The 19,333-nt window shown below is 73.0% G+C and carries 17 protein-coding genes and 1 pseudogene; 3 read left to right on the top strand and 15 right to left on the bottom strand.

The genetic code is table 11. The annotated features are described in order from the left end of the window. Nucleotides 1-30: 30 nt before the first annotated feature. The 10 genes from K8Z49_RS10420 to treS form a co-directional block, all read right to left on the bottom strand. Nucleotides 31-969, bottom strand: coding sequence for an MBL fold metallo-hydrolase (locus K8Z49_RS10420; RefSeq protein ID WP_412518387.1), 939 nt, complete (start codon nucleotides 967-969; stop codon nucleotides 31-33). Nucleotides 970-980: 11 nt separating this feature from the next. Further along, the gene (locus tag K8Z49_RS10415) at nucleotides 981-1,913 is read right to left on the bottom strand and encodes a DUF5954 family protein (RefSeq protein WP_024936776.1); all 933 of its coding nucleotides are present in this window, start codon (nucleotides 1,911-1,913) and stop codon (nucleotides 981-983) included. A 52-nt stretch (nucleotides 1,914-1,965) separates the two neighbouring features. After that, on the bottom strand, nucleotides 1,966-3,024 hold the full coding sequence (locus K8Z49_RS10410) for a rod shape-determining protein (RefSeq protein ID WP_024936777.1): 1,059 nt from the start codon (nucleotides 3,022-3,024) through the stop codon (nucleotides 1,966-1,968). Between the two features lie 194 nt (nucleotides 3,025-3,218). Next, a complete protein-coding gene (locus tag K8Z49_RS10405; RefSeq protein ID WP_412518384.1) occupies nucleotides 3,219-4,112 on the bottom strand; it encodes a metal ABC transporter permease in 894 nt (297 codons plus the stop codon). Further along, nucleotides 4,109-4,804 (bottom strand): metal ABC transporter ATP-binding protein, encoded by a 696-nt coding sequence (locus tag K8Z49_RS10400; RefSeq protein ID WP_075020562.1) that lies wholly within the window; start codon nucleotides 4,802-4,804, stop codon nucleotides 4,109-4,111. Before K8Z49_RS10400 ends, K8Z49_RS10405 begins: the two co-directional genes overlap by 4 nt. Next, nucleotides 4,801-5,715, bottom strand: a complete 915-nt coding sequence (locus K8Z49_RS10395) for a metal ABC transporter solute-binding protein, Zn/Mn family (RefSeq protein ID WP_033334335.1) — start codon at nucleotides 5,713-5,715, stop codon at nucleotides 4,801-4,803. The genes K8Z49_RS10400 and K8Z49_RS10395 overlap by 4 nt, the downstream gene beginning before the upstream one ends. Before the next feature lie 182 nt (nucleotides 5,716-5,897). After that, the gene (locus K8Z49_RS10390) at nucleotides 5,898-6,893 is read right to left on the bottom strand and encodes an aldo/keto reductase (RefSeq protein WP_021599105.1); all 996 of its coding nucleotides are present in this window, start codon (nucleotides 6,891-6,893) and stop codon (nucleotides 5,898-5,900) included. Nucleotides 6,894-7,000: 107 nt separating this feature from the next. Continuing rightward, nucleotides 7,001-7,930 (bottom strand): C40 family peptidase, encoded by a 930-nt coding sequence (locus K8Z49_RS10385; RefSeq protein WP_024936780.1) that lies wholly within the window; start codon nucleotides 7,928-7,930, stop codon nucleotides 7,001-7,003. 252 nt (nucleotides 7,931-8,182) lie between these two features. After that, nucleotides 8,183-9,613 carry a maltokinase N-terminal cap-like domain-containing protein gene (locus tag K8Z49_RS10380; RefSeq protein WP_024936781.1) on the bottom strand — a complete coding sequence of 477 codons (1,431 nt, stop codon included), beginning with the start codon at nucleotides 9,611-9,613 and terminating at the stop codon, nucleotides 8,183-8,185. A gap of 1 nt (nucleotide 9,614) precedes the next feature. Next, nucleotides 9,615-11,510 carry a maltose alpha-D-glucosyltransferase gene (gene treS, locus K8Z49_RS10375; RefSeq protein ID WP_412518380.1) on the bottom strand — a complete coding sequence of 632 codons (1,896 nt, stop codon included), beginning with the start codon at nucleotides 11,508-11,510 and terminating at the stop codon, nucleotides 9,615-9,617. A gap of 346 nt (nucleotides 11,511-11,856) precedes the next feature. Here treS and K8Z49_RS10370 point away from each other — a divergent pair, with 346 nt between their 5' ends. Beyond that, entirely contained in the window at nucleotides 11,857-12,174 is a 318-nt protein-coding gene (locus tag K8Z49_RS10370) for a hypothetical protein (protein WP_024936353.1), read from the top strand. A gap of 3 nt (nucleotides 12,175-12,177) precedes the next feature. Then, complete coding sequence (locus K8Z49_RS10365) at nucleotides 12,178-13,017, top strand: STAS domain-containing protein (RefSeq protein WP_024936354.1); 840 nt, start codon at nucleotides 12,178-12,180, stop codon at nucleotides 13,015-13,017. On the opposite strand, the pseudogene K8Z49_RS10360 reads toward K8Z49_RS10365, so the two are convergent. Then, nucleotides 12,995-15,044, bottom strand: a pseudogene (locus K8Z49_RS10360) (alpha-1,4-glucan--maltose-1-phosphate maltosyltransferase). The gene K8Z49_RS10365 and the pseudogene K8Z49_RS10360 sit on opposite strands and share 23 nt — an antisense overlap. 230 nt (nucleotides 15,045-15,274) lie before the next feature. Here K8Z49_RS10360 and K8Z49_RS10355 point away from each other — a divergent pair. Beyond that, nucleotides 15,275-16,138: a hypothetical protein gene (locus K8Z49_RS10355; protein WP_021598512.1), complete on the top strand. Its 864-nt coding sequence runs from the start codon at nucleotides 15,275-15,277 to the stop codon at nucleotides 16,136-16,138. Between the two features lie 17 nt (nucleotides 16,139-16,155). Here K8Z49_RS10355 and K8Z49_RS10350 read toward each other — a convergent pair whose 3' ends face one another. Genes K8Z49_RS10350 through K8Z49_RS10335 form a run of 4 tightly spaced genes read right to left on the bottom strand, consistent with a single transcriptional unit; the run spans nucleotide 16,156 to nucleotide 19,329 of the window. Beyond that, nucleotides 16,156-16,899, bottom strand: a complete 744-nt coding sequence (locus K8Z49_RS10350) for a copper homeostasis protein CutC (protein ID WP_021598511.1) — start codon at nucleotides 16,897-16,899, stop codon at nucleotides 16,156-16,158. Further along, nucleotides 16,896-17,837 carry an asparaginase gene (locus K8Z49_RS10345; RefSeq protein ID WP_075022041.1) on the bottom strand — a complete coding sequence of 314 codons (942 nt, stop codon included), beginning with the start codon at nucleotides 17,835-17,837 and terminating at the stop codon, nucleotides 16,896-16,898. Before K8Z49_RS10345 ends, K8Z49_RS10350 begins: the two co-directional genes overlap by 4 nt. An 8-nt stretch (nucleotides 17,838-17,845) precedes the next feature. Then, nucleotides 17,846-18,688 carry an amino acid ABC transporter permease gene (locus K8Z49_RS10340; RefSeq protein WP_021598509.1) on the bottom strand — a complete coding sequence of 281 codons (843 nt, stop codon included), beginning with the start codon at nucleotides 18,686-18,688 and terminating at the stop codon, nucleotides 17,846-17,848. Then, complete coding sequence (locus K8Z49_RS10335) at nucleotides 18,685-19,329, bottom strand: amino acid ABC transporter permease (protein ID WP_021598508.1); 645 nt, start codon at nucleotides 19,327-19,329, stop codon at nucleotides 18,685-18,687. The genes K8Z49_RS10340 and K8Z49_RS10335 overlap by 4 nt, the downstream gene beginning before the upstream one ends. Between the last annotated feature and the right edge of the window lie 4 nt (nucleotides 19,330-19,333).

Below are 19,333 nucleotides of genomic sequence, written 5' to 3'. Positions count from 1 at the left end.
GCCCCATCGCGGCGAGGGGGCGGCGGCGCGTCACGCGCGGCAGGTGAGGGGCCGGCCGCCGTTGTAGGTGATCATGTCGTTGAGGGCGGCGAGCAGGTCGATCGTGCCGCCGGGCTCGACCCCGTCCAGCTCGGCGTAGGCGCGGTGCAGGTTGCCGACGATCCGCTCGGAGTCGGTCAGCTCCGCGAACGGGCCGAGATCGGCCTCCCGCGCCGCCTCCAGCGGGGACAGCCCGGCGTTCTTGGCCGCCGCGGCCGTCGCCTGGACGAACCGCGCGTAGGCCAGCACCGGCTCGATCAGCTCCGGCCCGCCGACCGGCCCGTGGCCGGGGACGATCGTCTCCGCGCCGAGCGGCGCGACGACCTCCTCCAGGACCGTGATCGCACCGGCGATCGACCCCTGCATCAGGAACGGGGTGCCGCCGTTGAACAGCAGGTCGCCGCTGAACAGCACGCGCCGCTCCGGGATCCACACGATCGAGTCGTTGGTGGTGTGCGCGGGCGTCCCGACGTGCCGGACCTCGCAGCGCAGGTCGTCCACCCAGAGCGTCACGCCGTCGGTGTAGGTGAGGAACGGCGGCTCGATCTCGATGTCGCCCCACTCGACCTTCGTCCAGTACGGCTCGTCGAAGGGCTTCCCCCAGGCGAGCGCGCCCTCCCGCGTCCCCTCGTGGCCGACGACGGTCGCCCCGGAGAACAGGTAGTTGCCGAACGTGTGGTCGCCGTGGTGGTGGGTGTTGACCAGCGTGCGGACGGGCCGGTCCGTGACAGACCCGATCGCCTCCAGGTACGCGCGGGTGCGGCGCTCTGTCGAGCACGCGTCGACGCCGGTGACACCGCGCTCGCCGGCCAGGAACCCGGTGTTGTTGATCCACCAGCTGCCGTCCGGCTGGACGTAGGCGAAGATCCCCTCGGAGACCTCCTGGAGCCGGGGGGTGCCGGTGCCGTCCCGGCCGGGTGCGTCGCTCATGGCACCGGACTCTAACGGGGCGGGAGCCGGTCGTCCGACGGGCGGGCCGGTTCCGGACCGTCCGGGCCGACGCGGACGATCCGGGTGACGCGGACGATCCGGAACCGCCGGCCGCACGCGACGAACTCCACGCCGTCCCCCGCCTCGACCCGGTCGGCGGCCCGGGCGTACTCGGCCAGCTCGCCGGGGCTCGCCGGCGCGCACCCCTCCTGCGTCTCCTTCGGCAGCAGCACCCGGAAGTAGAACGCCAGCGCGGTGCGCGCGTCCTGCGGCCCGGTGCCGCCGGTGATCGGGCACCAGTGGTCGTCGCGGTCCTCCAGGACGTCGAACCGCGGCGGCAGCAGCACCACCCCCGGATACGCCCGGACCGCGGCGGCGGCCTCGCGGCGCAGCGCGTCGGGGACGGTCCCGGCGGCGGGCAGCAGGCCGAGCAGCTCCAGCCGCAGCGCCGCGTCCGCCGGGGCGACCGGGGCGGCGGGGTCGATCCGGAACGAGCGCAGCGGCCCCGACTCGCCGTCGGTCACGCGGGCGGGCTCCGGCCCGTCGTTGCCGGACCGGGCGAAGCCGGGCACGCGGACGACCCGGTAGCGCAGCGGCCCGGCGGCGCACTCGTCGCGGGCGTCCGGCTCGCCGTCGGCCGGGGCGAGCAGGGCCGCGAGGCGCAGCATCTCCGCGCGCACCGCCGCGCCGTGCCCGCCGGCCGCCTCGCGCAGGTGCCCGCCGAGATCGGCGCGCGCCTCGCGGGGAGCCCGCGCGCCGAGTCGCAGGATCCGCCACACCCCGGCCGCCTGCTCGGCGACGCCGAACACCGGCGGCCCCAGCTCCGCGAGGCGCGGGTACGCGCGCCGCCGCTCGGCGGCCTCCTGGTCGCGGACGGCCGCCACCGGCTCCAGCTCGCCGGCGACGTTGATCACGTCGTGTCCCGGCATCCCTTCGAAGGCCATGCACCCATCGTGACGCGGCGGTGCACCTCGCGTAGCGGAAACGACCCGGGGGTCAGTACTCCGGCACGGCCGTCAGCAGATGCGGGCGCGGGGAGCCCGCGCGGGCGGACGGCTCCTGCGAGCGGGCCGAGCGCAGCACCTCCCCGGCGCCGAGCACGGCCGCGTCGCCGGTGTCGTCCCCGAGCCGCGCGTCCAGCCCGGTCCGGTCGTGGATCAGCCGCTCCAGCCCGGGCAGCCGGGCGCAGCCGCCGGTGAGGGTGACGCCGACGCCGAGCAGGTCGCCGGAGATCTCGGGCGAGCAGCCGGCGAGGCCGGCGCGGATGGCGTCCACGATCCGCGCGACCGGCCCGGCGATCGCGCGGCCGACGTCCACGGTGGTGAGCACCAGCCCCCGCGGCATGCCGGTCGTGATGTCGCGGCCGTTGACGACGGTCTGCCGCACCGGGTGCCGGCCGAGCGGCGGCACCGCGCCGACCTCCAGCTTCGCGGCCTCCGCGGCGGACGGCGACAGCACGACGCCGTGCTCGCGGCGGACCAGCGCGACGATGGCACGGTCCAAGGCCGACCCGCCGATGGGCGCGGTGTGCGAGGAGACGAGGCCGCCGAACGAGATGACGCCGACGTCGGTGAGGTCCGCGCCGATGTCGGCGATCACGGTGATCTCGGACCGCCCCGACGAGGTGAGGCCCATGCCGATGGCGGCGGCGATCGGCGTCGGCACGAGGGTGAGCCGCCGCGCGCCGGCCTGGAAGGCGGAGAACTGCAGCGCCCGGTAGTGGACGGACGTCATCCCGCTCGGCACGGTGACGACCAGCCGGGGACGCGCCGTGTAGTGGCGCCGGTGGTGGCGGCGGACCAGGTGCCGCATCAGGTACTCGGCCTCGTCGGTCTCGGTCGGCGCGCCCTCGCGGATCGGCCGGACGAGGGTCACGTCCGGGTTGCGCCCGGCCATGTCCCGGGCGGGGGAGCCGAGGGCGAGGATCCGCCCGGTGTGCCGGCACCGGGCGAGCAGCGACGGTTCCCGGCACACGACGCCGCGGTCCCGTACATGCATCCGCACGGTCGTGCTGCCCAGGTCGATAGCGGTGTCACGGCCCGCGAAAGCCCACATCGCGCCCCTCCCAATCGCCCCGTAAGTCGCAAGCGCCCGGATCATTCCCGTGCCGGTCGCGGCGATGCCCACGGCCGGGTAAGCGAATCGCAACGTCCCGGCGAACGCGGGTCCGGCATATCCGGAACGGCGGCGCGGAGGCGGTGCGCGCCGGGCGCACCGGGCCGGGCGGGCACCAAGAGATCATGTAGAGATCATGTGGGGACGGTGTCGAGCCGGGCCGGGCCGCGCCGCGCGGTCCAGCCCCGCCGCGCGCGGACGGCGCCCGCCGCGCGGCAGACGCCGTACAGCAGGAACGAGATCGTCGTGACGTACGGGCTGATCGGGATGCTGGAGCCGATCGACAGCAGGATGCCGCCGACCACCGACACGGTCGCGAGGACCGTGCTCAGTACCGGCACGAGCACCGGCGACGCGGTGACCCGGACCGCCGCCGCGGCCGGGGTGCAGATCAGCGCGAGCACCAGCAGCGCCCCCACGACCTGCACGGACACGGCCACCGCGAGGCCGAGCACGAGCATGAACATCAGCGACAGCGTCCGGACGGGCACGCCCCGCGCCGCCGCCACGTCCGCGTCGAGGCTCGCGAACGCCAGCGGGCGCCACATGACGGCGAGGCACACCAGCACCACCGCCGACGTCGCCAGCAGCCAGGACAGCCGGGGCGTGTCGATCGCGACGATCTGGCCGGTGAGGAGGCCGAACTTGTTGGCCGACCGCCCCTTGTACAGCGACAGGAACAGCACGCCGAGGCCGAGCCCGAACGGCATCAGCACGCCGATGACCGAGCCCCGGTCGCGGGCGCGGGCGCCGAGCACCCCGATCAGCGCGGCGGCGGCGAGCGCACCGGCGATCGAGCCGCCCGCCACGCTCGCCCCGAGCAGCAGCGCGGCCGCCGCGCCGGCGAACGACAGCTCGCTGATGCCGTGCACGGCGAACGCGAGGTCGCGCATGACGACGAACGTGCCGGCCAGCCCGCCGACCAGCCCGAGGACGGCCCCGGCGACGAGCGAGGTGCGGACGAGCCCGAGCAGCGCCCCGTAGTCCTCGAAGTTGAAGATCTCGTGCCACATCGCGTGCCAGCTCATGCCGTCTCCCGGTGCGGGGCGGGCGACCCGGCCCGCGGGGCCGGCGCCGCCGCGGGCCGGACCTCGCCCATGTCCAGGACGCGGTCGGCGAACGGCAGGACCGGGCCGGCCTCGTGGGTGACGAACACGACGGCCGTCCCGTGCTCGCGCCGCCTCCGGTCGGCCAGCCCGCTCACGATCCGCTGGTGCTCGTCGTCCAGCGAGGAGAGCGGCTCGTCGCAGAGCAGGACCCGCGGGTCCGACGCGAGCGCCTGCGCCACCCGCACCCGCTGCAGCTCGCCGCCCGACAGCACGTGGAGCGGGACGTCCGCGAACGGCGCGGCGCCCACGTCCCGCAGGACGTCCTCGACCCGGCGGCGGGTCTCGCGGCGCGGCCGCCACGGCCCCCACCGGTGCCCGTCGACCCCGAGCCGCACCAGGTCGCGCGCCCGGAGCGGGGTGTGCGGCGGGACGGACCGGTGCTGCGGGACGTAGCCGACGAGGTCGCCGCCCCGGCGCGGGCGGCGCCCGTCCACCGTGACCGTCCCCGAGGAGAGCCGCTGGAGGCCGAGCAGCACCCGGAGCAGGCTCGTCTTCCCCGACCCGTTCGGCCCGACGACGACCAGGAACTCGCCCTCCGCCACGTCCAGGTCCAGCCCGCGCCACACCGTCCGCTCCCCGTAGGAGAGGGCGGCGTCGCGCAGAGCGATCATGAGAGCGCCTTCTGGAGCGCGGTGATGGTGCCGTCCATCCAGGTGAGGTAGTCCTGGCCGGCCGGGAGGGTCTCGGTGACGGGCACCACCGGCACGCCGCCGTCCTTCGCCGCCCGCTGGACCCGCTCGGTCTGCGGCCCGCTCGTCTGCGCGTTGTAGACGAGCGCCTTCACCTTCTTGTCCGCGAACAGCGCCAGCGTGTCCCGCAGCACCCTCGGGGGGACGTCGTCGCCCTCCTCGATGGCCTCGCTGAACTCCTCCGGTGTCTCGTTCTCCAGGCCCGCCGCCTCCAGCAGGTAGCCGGGCACCGGCTCGGTGATCGCCACGGCCTCACCCGCGTGCGCGGCCTTCAGCGCCGCCACCTTCCCCTCCAGGGCCTTCAGCCTGGTCTTGAAGGAGGCGGCGTTCGCGGAGAAGACCGCGGCGTCCTCGGGAGCGGCCTTGGCGAGCGCGGCGGAGATCCGGTCGGCGAGCCGCGCGACGGACGCCAGGTCGTACCAGACGTGCTCGTTCAGCTCCTCGCCCGCCGGCGCGGCCTTCCCGGAGATCTCGACGGCGTCGAGCACCTCGGCCTTGGAGCCGGCACCCTTCAGCAGGGTGCCCATGAAGTCGTCGTAGCCGCCGCCGTTCTCGATCACCACGGCGGCCTTGGCGACGGCGAGGCGGTTGCGGGCCCCCGCCTCGAAGGAGTGCGGGTCCTGCGCGGGGTCGCTGATGAACGACGTCACCGTCACCTCGCCGCCGCCGATCCGCCGTGCGATGTCGCCGTACACGTTGGTCGAGGCGACGACGGCGACCGGCCCGCCGGCCGGCTCCGCGGCGCCGGACGACCCGCAGGCGCCGAGCCCGAGCACCGAGGCGGCGACGGCGGCGGCCGTCCCGAGCACGCGGGCACGCTGAGCTGAGATCATGGGGGCTCCCGGAAACGATAATGGTTTTCAGATGCAACTTAGCATGGCTCGTCCGGGTAGGTCCCATTCGTGTTGCCGTCCCGGCAAGTCCGGCGGACATGCGAGAGGCCGCCGCCCCGGTGCCGGGGACGGCGGCCTCTCGCCCGCGAGGTTCTCGGTGGCCGCTGCCGGTTCGACGGCTCTTACCAGGCGAACGCCTCCGGGGCGGGTCCGGGGCCGGGGAAGATCTCGTCCAGGGCCGCGAGGAACTCCTCGGACAGCGTCAGCCCGGCGGCCCGCACGGCGGAGTCGAGCTGTTCCCGGACGCGCGGGCCGACGATCGGGCCGGTCACGCCGGGGCGGGTGAGGAGCCAGGCGAGGCCGACGTCCCCGGGGTCGAGGTCGTGCTTGCCGCAGAGGTCCTCGTAGGCCTGCACGCGGGCCCGCTCCGCCGGGTCGGCCAGCATCTCGGCCGCGCGGCCGGACCGGGAGCGCGAGCCGCTCCCGTCCCGCTCCTTGCGCAGGGCGCCGCCCAGTACCCCGCCGTGCAGCGGCGACCACGGGATCACGCCGAGCCCGTACGCCTGCGCGGCCGGGACGACCTCCATCTCGACGCGCCGCTCGACGAGGTTGTACAGGCACTGCTCGCTGACCAGGCCGAGGGAGCCGCGCCGGGCGGCGGCCTCGTTGGCCTGTGCGATGCTCCAGCCCGGGAAGTTGGACGAGCCGGCGTACAGCACCTTCCCCTGCTGGACGAGGACGTCGATCGCCTGCCAGATCTCGTCCCACGGCGTCGTCCGGTCGATGTGGTGGAACTGGTACAGGTCGATGTGGTCGGTGCCGAGCCGCTTCAGCGACGCCTCGGCGGCGCGGCGGATGTTCAGCGCGGACAGCCGGCCCTGGTTCGGCCAGGGCGCGCCCTCCGCGCCCATGTCGCCGTACACCTTCGTGGCGAGGACGGTCTTCTCGCGGCGCCCGCCGCCCTTCGCGAACCAGGTGCCGATGATCTCCTCGGTCCGGCCCTTGTTCTCGCCCCACCCGTAGACGTTCGCGGTGTCGAAGAAGTTGATCCCCTCGTCGAGGGCCGCGTCCATGATGGCGTGGCCGTCGGCCTCCTCGGTGAACGGGCCGAAGTTCATCGTGCCGAGGACCAGGCGGCTCACCTTCAGGCCGGTGCGGCCGAGCTGCGTGTACTCCATGGGTTCTCAGCCAAGCATCTGGAGCGCACTCCAGGTCAAGCACGCCGCGCCCGGTCGCGGACGCCCCGGCGCCGGGCGCGGCGGACGGGCCCCGATCAGGGGCTCGGTCAGAGGCCGGCGTACTTCGCCCAGGGCAGGGACTCCCCGCGGTGCCAGTGGCGGTGCCGGCTGGAAACGATCTTGCGGAGGTCGAGCCGCGGCCGCGGTCCGGGCTTCGCCCTGCCGGGCGGGCCGGCGGGCGTCCCGCCGGTGCGCGGCGGTGGTGCCGCGGAGTCGTCATCGTCCGGCACCGAGGGGCGGCCGCCGGGTGGCGCGGTCTGCTGCGCCGGGTTCGGCCGGGGGGCGATCATTGGGGGATTGTCGGTTTTCTTGGGTGATGTAGCGGCGGGCGGCGGAATCTGGGGGGTCCGCTCCTTATCTGGCGGTTTCCGGTCCGCGCGCTTCTCCGCGCTCATTCTGTCGATTCTCTCGACGAGTTCCTTCACCGACGGCGACCATTCCTTGTAGGCCGGTGCGCCGGGCCTCACCGCGCCGGCGAACTGCCTCTTGCGCCGGGCGCCGAACTTGTCGATGCGCACGTTCGCCCCGGAGTGCGGCGCGTGCAGGAACCGGCCGTGCCCGGCATAGAGGCCGACGTGGCTGCGGCCGTGGAAGAAGACGAGGTCCCCCGGCTTGAGGTCCTTCAGCCTCACCTTCCTGGCCACCCTGCGGTACTGCGCGTAGGTGACGCGCGGGATCTTGACGCCCGCCCTGCGCCACGCGGCCATGGCGAGCCCCGAGCAGTCGTAGCCGTGCGGCCCGTCCGCGCCCCACCGGTACGGCTTGCCGATCTGCTTGCGCGCGAACCGCATGGCCTTCTTCGCGCGCTTGCGCTGCTTCGCCTCCCGCGTCCGGTACCTGTCGTACGCCTGCACCTTCTGCATGGTCGCCGAGTCCAGGTGGAGGCTCCGCAGCACCGCCGGATTGACCGCCGCCAGCGCCTGCGAGCCCGCCGGGACCGCCAGCGCCAGCCCGGTCGCCGTCACGGTGACGGCCATGCGGAGCAGCGTCTGTTTTCGGGTGGCCGCCGGATTGCGGCCGTTATGGCCGGCGAATGCTCCGCAACCGTTTCCGTCTCCGTGCGAGTGGCGCGCGATGGACATTCCGGTGTTCTCCGTTCCCCGTTCGGTTACAGCAGGTGATCATCCTGCCGAGAGATCGGGTACCCGGGGAACGCGCCGGAATTGGACGAGCGCGCCGATTTTACATGATCATGGCGCTGAATTGGATGCGCGCTTCAGTGTCTTTGATCAAGCGGTCAGGTGAGCCAGCGATTTCAGCGGGACGGGCAGCCAGGCCGGCCGGTTCCGTGCCTCGTACCGAACCTCGTAGACCGCCTTCTCGAACTCGAAGGCGCGGATGAGCGCGGCGTGCGCCGCCGGGTCGGGCCCGCCGGCCGCCGCGTAGCCGGCGCAGAACGCCGCCCGGTTGCGCGCCGCCCAGGCGTGCGCCCGGGTCTCCAGCCACGGCCCCGACTCGGTCGGCACCGTTCCGGGCTTGGTGATGAGGAACCGCGCCGCGTACTCGAACGAGCGGAGCATGCCGGCGACGTCGCGCAGCGGGTGCGCGAGGGCACGGCGCTCGCTCTGCGTCCGCGCCGGCTCGCCCTCGAAGTCCAGCAGCGTCCAGCCCGTCTCGGTCCGCAGGACCTGGCCGAGGTGGTAGTCGCCGTGGACGCGCTGCACGGGCAGCGGCTCCGCCTGCGCGGCCAGGTCGAGGAACGCCGCCGTGAGCGCCTTGGCGTGGGGCGCCAGGCGGGGCACCGCGCGGCAGGTGCCGGTCAGCTCGGCGTTCATGCGCGCCGCCATCGAGCGGACCTCGGCCGCGGGGAGGGTCGTCACGCCGAACGCGTCCGCGAGCGCGCGGTGCACCGCGGCGGTGGCCGCGCCGAGCCGCCCGGCCTCCGCGGCGAAGTCGCCGCCGGCGGCGCTCGCGTCCAGTTCCGCCCACTCGCCGTCGCCGGGCTCCGGCGTGTGCGCGTACCAGTCGCGGACGCTCGCGATGGCGAGGCTCCAGCCGTCCGCGCCCGTGTACAGGTAGTCCGACAGCAGCCCGAGCGTGATCGGCTCGCCGGTTCCGCCGGCGAGCGCGCCCGGATCGAGGTCGATCCAGCCGAGGACGGCCGGGACGTGCGGGCAGCCGCCGCGGGTCAGCGCGAGGTTGACCTCCAGGTCCAGGTTCACGCCCTGGCTGAGCCGCCGGAACAGCTTGCAGATGTAGGCGTCGCCGAACAGCAGGGACGTGTTGCTCTGCTCGGAGGTGATGGGCAGGCTCGCCAGGTCCGTCCGGATCCGGGCGCCGCCGGCGCGGTGGAAGCGCAGCGGCCCGGCGGAAGCCTCGCGCGCCAGATCGTCCAGCAGGATCCGGGTCAGGTCCGGGTCGTGGGCGGCGTCGTAGAGGCGGACCTCCGCGCCGTGCTCACCGGTGGGCGTGCCGATCTCGGCGTAGCGGAGCCGGTCGGGCAGGTCGCGGCGGACGCCGAGCAGGACCTGGTAGTGGTCGGTGTCGGTGTTCTGGCGGACGTCGATGATGAGGTGGTGCAGGGCGGGGTCGCCGGGGTGCAGTTCGGTGGCGGTGGTGATGGCCAGGTCGTCGATGGGGCCGTCCTTGCCGCCGAACCACCGCTGCCGGGGCAGCCATTCGGCGAGGTGGCGGACGAGATCCGGTGCGGGCGGCAGCACGTCAGGCGGTCCTTCCCGCGCCGGGGCCGGTGACGGCGGGAGCGTCCGCGCCGCCGTCCTCCGGAGGAACCAGCTGGAACCAGAAGAAGCCGTGCCCGGGAAGCGTCATCAGGTACGGCAGCTCACCGATGGCCGGGAACTGGACGCCGCCCATGCACTCGACGGGGGAGTAGCCCTCGAAGCGGCGCAGGTCGAGCTCCACCGGCTGCGGGAAGCGCGACAGGTTGCTGACGCACAGGATCGTGTCCATCTCGCCCCACGGGCTCTCGTCCTCGGTGATCTCGCGGGTGAAGGCCAGGACGGAGGGGTTGGAGGCGGACAGTTCGACGTAGGAGCCGACGCCGAAGACGGGGTGGCGTTGGCGGATCTCGATCATTTTGCGGGTCCAGTGCAGGAGGGATCCGGGGTTGTTGGCCTGGGCTTCGACGTTGACGGCTTGGTAGCCGTAGATGGGGTCCATGATGACGGGCAGGTAGAGGCGGGCGGGGTCGCAGTGGGAGAAGCCGGCGTTGCGGTCGGGGGTCCATTGCATGGGGGTGCGGACGGCGTCGCGGTCGCCGAGCCAGATGTTGTCGCCCATGCCGATTTCGTCGCCGTAGTACAGGACGGGTGAGCCGGGGAGGGAGAGCAGGAGGGCGGTGAAGAGTTCGAGTTGGTTGCGGTCGTTGTCCAGGAGGGGTGCCAGGCGGCGGCGGATGCCGATGTTGGCTTTCATGCGGGGGTCTTTGGCGTATTCGGTGTACATGTAGTCGCGTTCTTCGTCGGTGACCATCTCCAGGGTGAGTTCGTCGTGGTTGCGGAGGAAGATGCCCCATTGGCAGGAGTCGGGGATTTTGGGGGTTTGGGCCATGATTTCGGAGATGGGGTAGCGCTGTTCGCGGCGGACGGCCATGAAGATGCGGGGCATGACGGGGAAGTGGAAGGCCATGTGGCATTCGTCGCCGCCGGCGGCGGGGTCGCCGAAGTATTCGACGACGTCGGCGGGCCATTGGTTGGCTTCGGCGAGCAGGACGCGGTCGGGGTAGAGGCGGTCGACTTCGGCGCGGACGCGTTTGAGGTAGGTGTGGGTTTGGGGGAGGTTTTCGCAGTTGGTGCCTTCGCGGGCGTACAGGTAGGGGACGGCGTCCAGGCGGAAGCCGTCGATGCCCAGGTCGAGCCAGAAGCGGAGGTTTTCCAGCATGGCGTCTTGGACGGCGGGGTTGTCGTAGTTGAGGTCGGGTTGGTGGGTGAAGAAGCGGTGCCAGTAGTACTGGCCGCGCACAGGGTCGTAGGTCCAGTTGGAGGATTCGGTGTCGATGAAGATGATGCGGGCGTCGGGGTAGCCGGTGTCGTCGTCGGCCCACATGTAGAAGTCGCCGAAGGGGCCGTGGGGGTCGGTGCGTGAGGCCTGGAACCAGGGGTGTTGGTCGGAGGTGTGGTTCATGACCAGGTCGGCGATGACGCGGATGCCGCGGGCGTGGGCTTGTTCGATGAGGTCGACGAAGTCTCCGAGTTCGCCGAATTCGGGGAGGATGCGGGTGTATTCGGCGATGTCGTAGCCGCCGTCTTTGAGGGGGGATTGGTAGATGGGCAGGAGCCAGAGGCAGTCGACGCCGAGCCATTGCAGGTGGTCGAGTTTGGAGATCAGGCCGCGCAGGTCGCCGTAGCCGTCGTTGTTGCTGTCGGCGTACCCGCGGACCGACACCTCGTAGAACACCGCCGTCTTGAACCAGTGCGGCGTGCGCGGAGCCTTCTCGTCGAAGGGGTCGGGTACCGGCCCGGCGGCGGGCCCCGTGGCGGGTCCGGCGGCGGGCCCGGTGGCGGGCGGCGGGGCGTCCGGCGGCGGCGCGGTGCCCGCCCGCGGTGCGGTGACCTCGTCGGACGTGCTGCGGGCGGTGTTCTTCGGCTGGCCGTGCATGGGTCACCCCGGGTGTGTTGGAGACATCTAGATCAGCAATTCCCGCGGCGCGCGCCGGGGACGTGCGGGGCGGGCAACCATCCGTAAAAGGTTCGGTGCCGGTGATCTGCACGCGGCAGGGCCCGGAAAAGCGGTGGTGAAAACACGGTCGTTCGCGGCCCGTCCGCTGGCGCCGGCGCCCGCGAATACTTGCCGGGGGAAGGTTGTGTCATGTCCGTGTTTTTAGGTTCGTCGCTTTTTCTGTCGCAACCCCCGGGTAGGTCATTTCCAAGCTCAGAACCCGCCCCCGCGGCGGGTTCTGTTCGGTTCGGGCGGAAGACGTCCGTCCAAAGCGATCGGAGGGACAGTGGAGCGCTGGGAGAAGTCGCCATCGGTCGTACCGACGCGCGATGACCTCGTGGCGCGGCTGCGCGTCCGCTTCGCCGACATACCGGTGGAGCGCGTGCGCCGCTGCGTGGACGACCTGTGGTGCTGCTGCACCCATCTCGGGGTGCGGCCCGAGGAGCGGACCATCGAGCGCCTCGCGGCGTCCCGGCTGACGGGCGTCGTGCGCGGCGCCCGCCCGCCCTACCCGGACGAACGGCCGGCGACCCGGCCGCCGGGCCGTCTCACCGCTCCGCCCCGGCGCGCCCGCGCGGCCGCTCGAACCCCGATCGGGATGTGACAGATGAAGGACACGACCATGCCGGGCCTGAGCATCGAGACCCGGCGAGGATTCATCGTGCTCGGCCTGCCCGCGCAGATCAGCTGGCAGAACTACGCGGGGATCCGGGAGGGGGTGAGCAGGGCGCTGTCGCTCGCCTGCGCCGGCCCGCACGGGACGCGGCGCGGGGGAGTCGTCGTCGACTTCGGTGACGCGGTCCTGCTGGACGCCGCCGGGCTGGTGCTGCTGGCCCGCGCCGAGACCCGGGCGCGGCTGCTCGGCTGCACGCTGCGGGCCGTGGTGCCCGCCCTGTCCGCCCATGTGCGCAGGGCGCTGCACCTGACGGGGCTTGCGCGGCTCGTCCCGGTGTTCGCGGACGTGGCGTCGGCGACCGCCGCGCCCGTCCCCTCCGGCGCCGGCGGGGAGGCCGACACCACGCACGTGCTCGACGCGATCCGCGCCCTGCATCCGGGGGACGCCGGGCTCACCCCGACGCCGCCCGCGCCGTCGGAGCTGACGATCACCACGACGGCGGCCGGGGACGGCGACCACACCGTGGTGCACCTGTCCGGCATGCTGGACGAGGCCACCGTGCCGCGGCTCGGGGAGACGCTGACGACCCTGGTCGAGGGGAACCTGCGGCATCTGATGGTGCGGATGCACGACCGGCTCGGCGTCCGCTGCGACCCGCTGCCGATCCTGCTCGGCATCCGCTGGCGGGTCGCCGCCGAGGGCGGCTGCCTGGCGCTGCCCGCGCTGCCCGCCAGGCTCCGCGAGATCATCGACCGGGAAGGCCTCGGGTCGGTGTTCACCGGCTGCCGGTCCATCGAGGACCGCCTGCTCAGCGGCGCCGAACCGGCCTGACCGCGGCGTCATCACCACCGGCCCGCCCGCGTCCCTCGTTCCGCTCGAACGTGAGGATGTGGGCGGGCTTGGTGCGCGGGTCGAGGCGGACGTAGTTGGACTGGGTCCAGGTGTAGGTGGCGCCGTCGAGTTGGTCGGTGACGGTGTGGGGGTGGGTGGGGTCGTCGGGTAGGCCGAGGGCGGGCAGGTCGAGGTGCACGGTGGCTTCGCGGGGTTGGTGGGGGTTGAGGTTGACGATGGTCAGGATGGTGTCGTGGAGGTGGCGTTTGGAGAAGGCCAGGAGTTCGGGTTGGTCGATGTGGTGGAAGTGCAGGTTGCGGAGTTGCTGGAGGGCGGGGTGGGTGTTGCGCAGGGTGTTCAGGCGGGTGATCAGTGGGGCGAGGGTGGCGCCGGTGTGGTGGGCGGTGTCCCAGTCGCGGGGGGCGGTACTGGTATTTCTCTGAGTCGCGGTATTCCTCGCTGCCGGGCCGTACGGGGGTGTTCTCGCACAGTTCGTAGCCGCTGTAGATGCCCCAGGTGGGGGAGAGCAGCGCGGCCAGTACGGCGCGGATTTCGAAGGCGGCGCGGCCGCCGTGCTGGAGGTATTGGTTGAGGATGTCGGGGGTGTTGGTGAACAGGTTGGGGCGCATGTAGGTGGCGGCGGGGCCGGTGAGTTCGGTGAGGTAGTCGCGTAGTTCTTCGGCGTTGTTGCGCCAGGTGAAGTAGGTGTAGGACTGGTGGAACCCGATTTTGGCCAGGGTGTGCATCATGGCGGGTCGGGTGAAGGCCTCGGCCAAGAACAGGACGTCGGGGTCGGTGGTGTGGATGTCGGCCAGTAGCCGTTCCCAGAACGCGACGGGTTTGGTGTGGGGGTTGTCGACGCGGAAGATCCGGACGCCGTGGTTCATCCAGTGGTGCAGCAGGGTTTTGACGGCGTCATACAGGCCGTCGGGGTCGTTGTCGAAGTTGAGGGGGTAGATGTCCTGGTATTTCTTGGGCGGGTTTTCGGCGTGGGCGATGGTGCCGTCGGCGCGGGTGGTGAACCATTCGGGGTGCTGGTGGACCCAGGGGTGGTCGGGGGAGCATTGCAGGGCCAGGTCGAGGGCGATTTCCAGGCCGCAGGTGCCGGCGTAGTCGACGAAGGCGTCGAAGTCGGCCAGGGTGCCCAGGTCGGGGTGGATGGTGTCGTGGCCGCCGTCGGGTGAGCCGATGGCCCAGGGGGAGCCGGGGTCGTAGGGGCCGGCGTCCAGGGTGTTGTTGGGGCCTTTGCGGTGGCTGGTGCCGATGGGGTGGATGGGGGGGAGGTAGAGGACGTCGAAGCCCATGTCGGCGATGGCGGGCAGGCGTTTCATCGCGGTGCGGAAGGTGCCGGAGGTGGGGCCGCGGCGGCCCATCGGGTCGAAGGAGGCGCCCTCGGAGCGGGGGAAGAACTCGTACCAGGCGCCGTACAGGGCACGCTGGCGGTGCACCACCAGCGGATACCAGTCACTCACCGTCAGCAGATCCCGCAACGGATAGCGCTCCAGCACGTCCAGGATCGTCGGAGCGCCGGCCGCGGCGAGGCGTTCGAGCACGTCCTCGTCCTCGTCGGCCAGGAAGCGGGCGAGCCGGGCCAGCACGCGGCGGTCCTCCGCGGGGACGTGCCGGGCGGCGCGCATGAACAGCGCCACTCCTTCGGCGAGCATGAGCTCGGCGTCCTGCCCGCGGGGGACCTTGATCTGCGCGTCGTGCCACCAGTGCGCGATCGGGTCGCCCCACGCCTCCACCCGGAACGACCACGACCCCATCTCGGTCGGCGTCACCCGCGCCGACCACCGGTCCAGCCCCGCCCCGACCTCGGCCATCCGCCGCGGCGGCAACTCCTCCCCGTCCGGCGTCCGCAGCACCACCGCCGCGCCCAGCATCTCGTGCCCCTCACGGAACACCGTCGCCGACACCTCGACGGTCTCACCCACCACCGCCTTGGCCGGCCACCGGCCACACCCCACCACCGGCGCCACATCCAGGATCGGGATGCGACCGAGCTCCGCCTCCAGCTTCACCTGCATGTGCCCGCTCCCGCTCGTCGGCGCCGTCACCCGGCCTCGGTCCCAGGGATCCATGCCCCGTCCGCAACTCCGCGGCCCCCACGGCACCACAAGATCACGCAAAGAACCGCTCTCCGCGGGGGCAATGTCCATCAGGGAGGAATTCGGTGGATTTAAGGCAGATTTGATCTTTGAACTCCTTCCCGCCCGGCCCCGTAACCAGGGGTGTTCGTCGATAGAAGGAGCAGAACATGGGCCGGACGGTTTTCGCGCGCACGGTGCTCGGCACGGCCGGGCTGGTGGCGGTGCTGGGCGGGGCGGTCGCCTGCGGGGGCGGGGAGACGCGGGTGGCGGGCCAGGTCGCCGGGGAGTCGTCCGCCTGCGCGCAGATCCGGCAGGACGTCGCGGCGGGCCGGGCGGTGAACGTCGGCGCCGCGCAGAACTGCGACCAGACCGAGTTCGCCGCGCTGGAGAACCAGCGCCAGGCGGCGCGGGCGAAGGGCGAGAAGCCCGCCATGCAGATCAGCGCCACCTGCCAGGCGGTCAACGCCCGCGCCGCCCAGGGCGATCCCGCGCTGGACTTCGGGCTGGCCTTCCACTGCCGCCAGCGCGAGCGGTTCGCCAACACCACCAACGCCGTCAGCGGCCTCGGCCCGGCGAACAAGATCTCGTCGTTGTGCCTGGGGGAGCGGGCCAAGAAGGCCCGCGGCGAGACCGTCGACGCGTTCACCGAATCGTTCTGCGGCAAGGAGGAGGCGGCCGCCAAGTCCGGCGCGTCCGGCGGGGCCCAGGGGTCGGGGCAGCAGGCGCCGCCCACCCGGAGCGCCGCGCCGGAGCCGTCGCAGAGCACGGCGCCCGCCGCGTCCGGTGAGGTGGTGTGCCCCGGATCGACGGTGACGCTGTCCGGCGAGGCGGGCGCGCCGGCCGCGTCCAGCGGCACGCTCCCCGTCGGGACGAAGGTGAAGGTCACCAACCTCGACAACGGCAAGTCGACGACCGTGGAGGTCACGTCGGTGTCCGGCAGCTGCATGCTGCTGAACGACGCGGCCTTCGAGCAGGTGCGCGAGGCCGGCAAGTTCCTCATCCGGCGCGCCCGCGTCGAGCGGGTGGGGTGAGGGGAGCCCCCCGACGGTCAGCCGGCCGCGCGGATCACCGCGGAGACGCCGGCGGCGGTGGTGACCTGCCGCCGGTACTCCGGCTGCCGCAGCTCCCCGCCCATGAACGGGTACGGGTTGCGGTGGACGGCCGGGCTCGGCTCCTCGCTCAGCGCGGCGAAGTGGATCTCGCGGGCGCCGGTCGCCTCGACGACGCGGGCCACGTTGCGGTCGGTGATCCCGCCGCCGGGCATGACGATGATCCGGTCGCCCGCGCGCTCCACCAGCTCCGCGATCAGCGGCGCGCCCTCCAGCGCGCTCACGTCCTGCCCGGACGTCAGGACGCGCGCCACGCCGAGGCCGGCGAGCGCGTCCAGCGTGGCGAACGGGTCGGCGGCCATGTCGAAGGCCCGGTGGAAGGTGACCGGCAGCCCGTCCGCCGCGGCGATCAGCCGCTCGACGACGGGACGGTCGATCGTCCCCTCCGGGGTGAGCGCGCCGATCACCACGCCGTGCGCGCCGGCCTCCCGGACGAGCGCCACGTCGTGCTCCATCGCCGCGACCTCGTGCTCGTCGAAGACGAAGTCGCCGCCGCGCGGGCGGATGATGACGTTCACCCTGATCGACGTCACGGCGGCGAGCGCGGCGCGGACCGTGCCGAGGGTCGGGGTGAGGCCTCCCTCGAACAGCGCCGCGCACAGCTCGACGCGGTGGGCGCCCGCCTTCTCGGCGGCGATGGCGCCGGCGACGCCGTCGATGCAGATCTCGTAGGTGAGGCTCACGTACGTCCTTCCTCGGTGGTGCGGATCTCGCCGACCGGGCGCCCGCCGCCGAGGACGGGGACGGAGCCCAGCGGCTCGGCCGGGGTGGTGTCGGCGCCGAGCGCGGCGAGCGCGCGCAGCGCGATGGCGGTGGTGGCGCGGGGGCTGCCGTCGATGACCTTCACCGCGACGGCGTGGCCCTCGGCGGTGGCGGCGACGAACACGCCCTCGGCGCCGCCCTTGGCGACCGAGCCGGGCAGGGCCCGCATGAACTCGGTGTTGGCGTGTCCCGTCCCGCCGACGTATTCGGGGTAAGCCCGCATGGCGGCCGCGACCGGCCGGGCGTCCTCGGACAGGACGAGGGATCGCGCGGCCCGTGCCAGGCCCGCCAGCGTGAGGCCGAACAGCGGCGCGCCGCAGCCGTCCACCGCGACGGGCGACGGCTCCTCGCCCGCGCAGCCGGCCATGACCTCCTTGACGGCCAGCTGCAGCGGATGGTCGGGGGAGAGATAGGTGTCGAGCGGCCATCCGCTGGCGACGCACGCGGCGAGCATGGCGGCGTGCTTGCCGGAGCAGTTCATCCGCACCCGGGACTCGCCCTCGCCCGCGCGGATGAGCGCGGCCCTGGCCGGCTCGTCCTCGGGCCAGGAGGGCGGGCACCGCAGCGCGTCCGGGCCGAGGCCCGCGCCGGCGAGGATGCCCTCGACCGTCTTCACGTGGAAGTCCTCGCCGGTGTGGCTGCCCGCCGCGATCGCGAGGCGCTCGCCCTCCAGCGGCGCGCCGGCCCGCAGGCAGGCGAGCGCCTGGAACGGCTTGGTCGTGGAGCGCGGCAGGACGGTCTCCGCCACGTCGCCGCGGGCGTGGGCGAGCGTCCCGTCCGGGGCGAGCCCGGCGACGCTGCCGTAGTGGCGGCTCTCGACGAAGCCGTTCCGGACGACCTCGGCCAGCACGTCGTACATGGGATTCCTCACGGTTGCGCGGCCGGGACGGCCTCGCGGACGGCGCGGGACGGGCGGGTCCGCTGCCGGGCCTCCAGCGTCCGCGCGAGCTTGGCCAGCGACGCGTTGATCACGAGGTAGACCAGCGCGATCACCAGGTAGGTCTGGATGAGCAGGTGGTTGTAGTTCGCCAGCACCTTCCCGCTGTACAGCAGCTCGGCGTAGCTGACGACGTAGCCGAGCGAGGTGTCCTTCAGCAGGCCCGCGGACTGGCTGACCAGCGACGGCAGGACGCGCCGCGCCGCCTGCGGCAGGACGATGAGCCGCATCGCCCGCCCGCGCGTCAGCCCGAGCGCGAGCCCCGCCTCCAGCTGGCCCCGCTCCACCGACCGGATCCCGGCCCGGAAGATCTCGGCGAACGCGGCGGCGTTGGACACCGACAGCGGCACCACGAGCTTCCAGAACAGCGGCAGGTCGACGCCGTACCTCGGCAGCGCGAACAGCACGACGTAGACGAGCAGCAGCGCCGGGATCGTCCGGACGACCTCGACGTAGGCCGCCGACGGGACGCGCAGCCACCGCGCCGGCGACAGCCGTCCGAGCGCGAGCACGACACCGGCCGCCATGGCCAGCGCGATCGACACGACCGCCGCGTACACCGTGGAGCGCAGGCCCTCCAGCAGGTACCGCCACATCGGCCACGTCCCGTACGGGCGCCACCGGTCGGCGGCGAGCTGGCCGTTGTCGGCGAACTGCCGCAGGGCCAGCCCGGCGAGGACGGCACCCGCCAGCAGGGTCAGCGCGGTGGCGATCCGGATGCGGCGCCGGGCGCGCGGCCCCGGCTCGTCGAACAGCAGGCGGGAGGAGCTCATCGCAGGATCGCCAGCTTCCGTTCCAGGCCGCCGGTCACCAGCCCGAAGACCGCCGACAGCGCCATGTACGCCAGCCCCGCCGTCACGAAGATCCAGATCGGCCGGGCCTCGGCCAGGTTGACCCGGTTGGCGGCGGCGGTCAGCTCGACCACGCCGACCGCCGCGGCCAGCGCGGTGTTCATCAGCGTCATGATCGCGATGTTGCCGAGCGGCTGGACGACCGTCCGCAGCGCCTGCGGAAGGACGACCAGCCGCAGCGACTGGACGAACGTCAGCCCGAGCGCCCGCGCCGCCTCGCCCTGCCCGGCCGGCACCGCGTTGATCCCGGAGCGGATCGCCTCGGCCGTGTACGCCCCCTGGTAGAGGGCGATGACGACGACCGACGTGGTGAACAGCCCGGCGATCACCCCGATCTCGGGGAGCCCGAACACGGCGATGACGAGCCACACCAGCAGCGGGATGTTCTGCAGCACCTCGACGTAGGCCATCCCGGCGGCGCGCAGCACGCGCACCGGGCTGACCCGCATCGCGGCGACGGCGATCCCGGCCGCCAGCGCGCCGGCGAGCGACAGCAGCGTCAGCTCGACGGTCAGCAGCAGGCCGTCGCCGAACTCCCCGAGATGGTCGGTGATGACGTCCATGGGG

The organism is Actinomadura madurae, from assembly GCF_047130825.1.
Lineage (GTDB): Bacteria > Actinomycetota > Actinomycetes > Streptosporangiales > Streptosporangiaceae > Spirillospora > Spirillospora madurae.
Note: the sequence above shows the minus strand (reverse complement) of the source record. Positions and strands in the feature narration are given on the sequence as shown.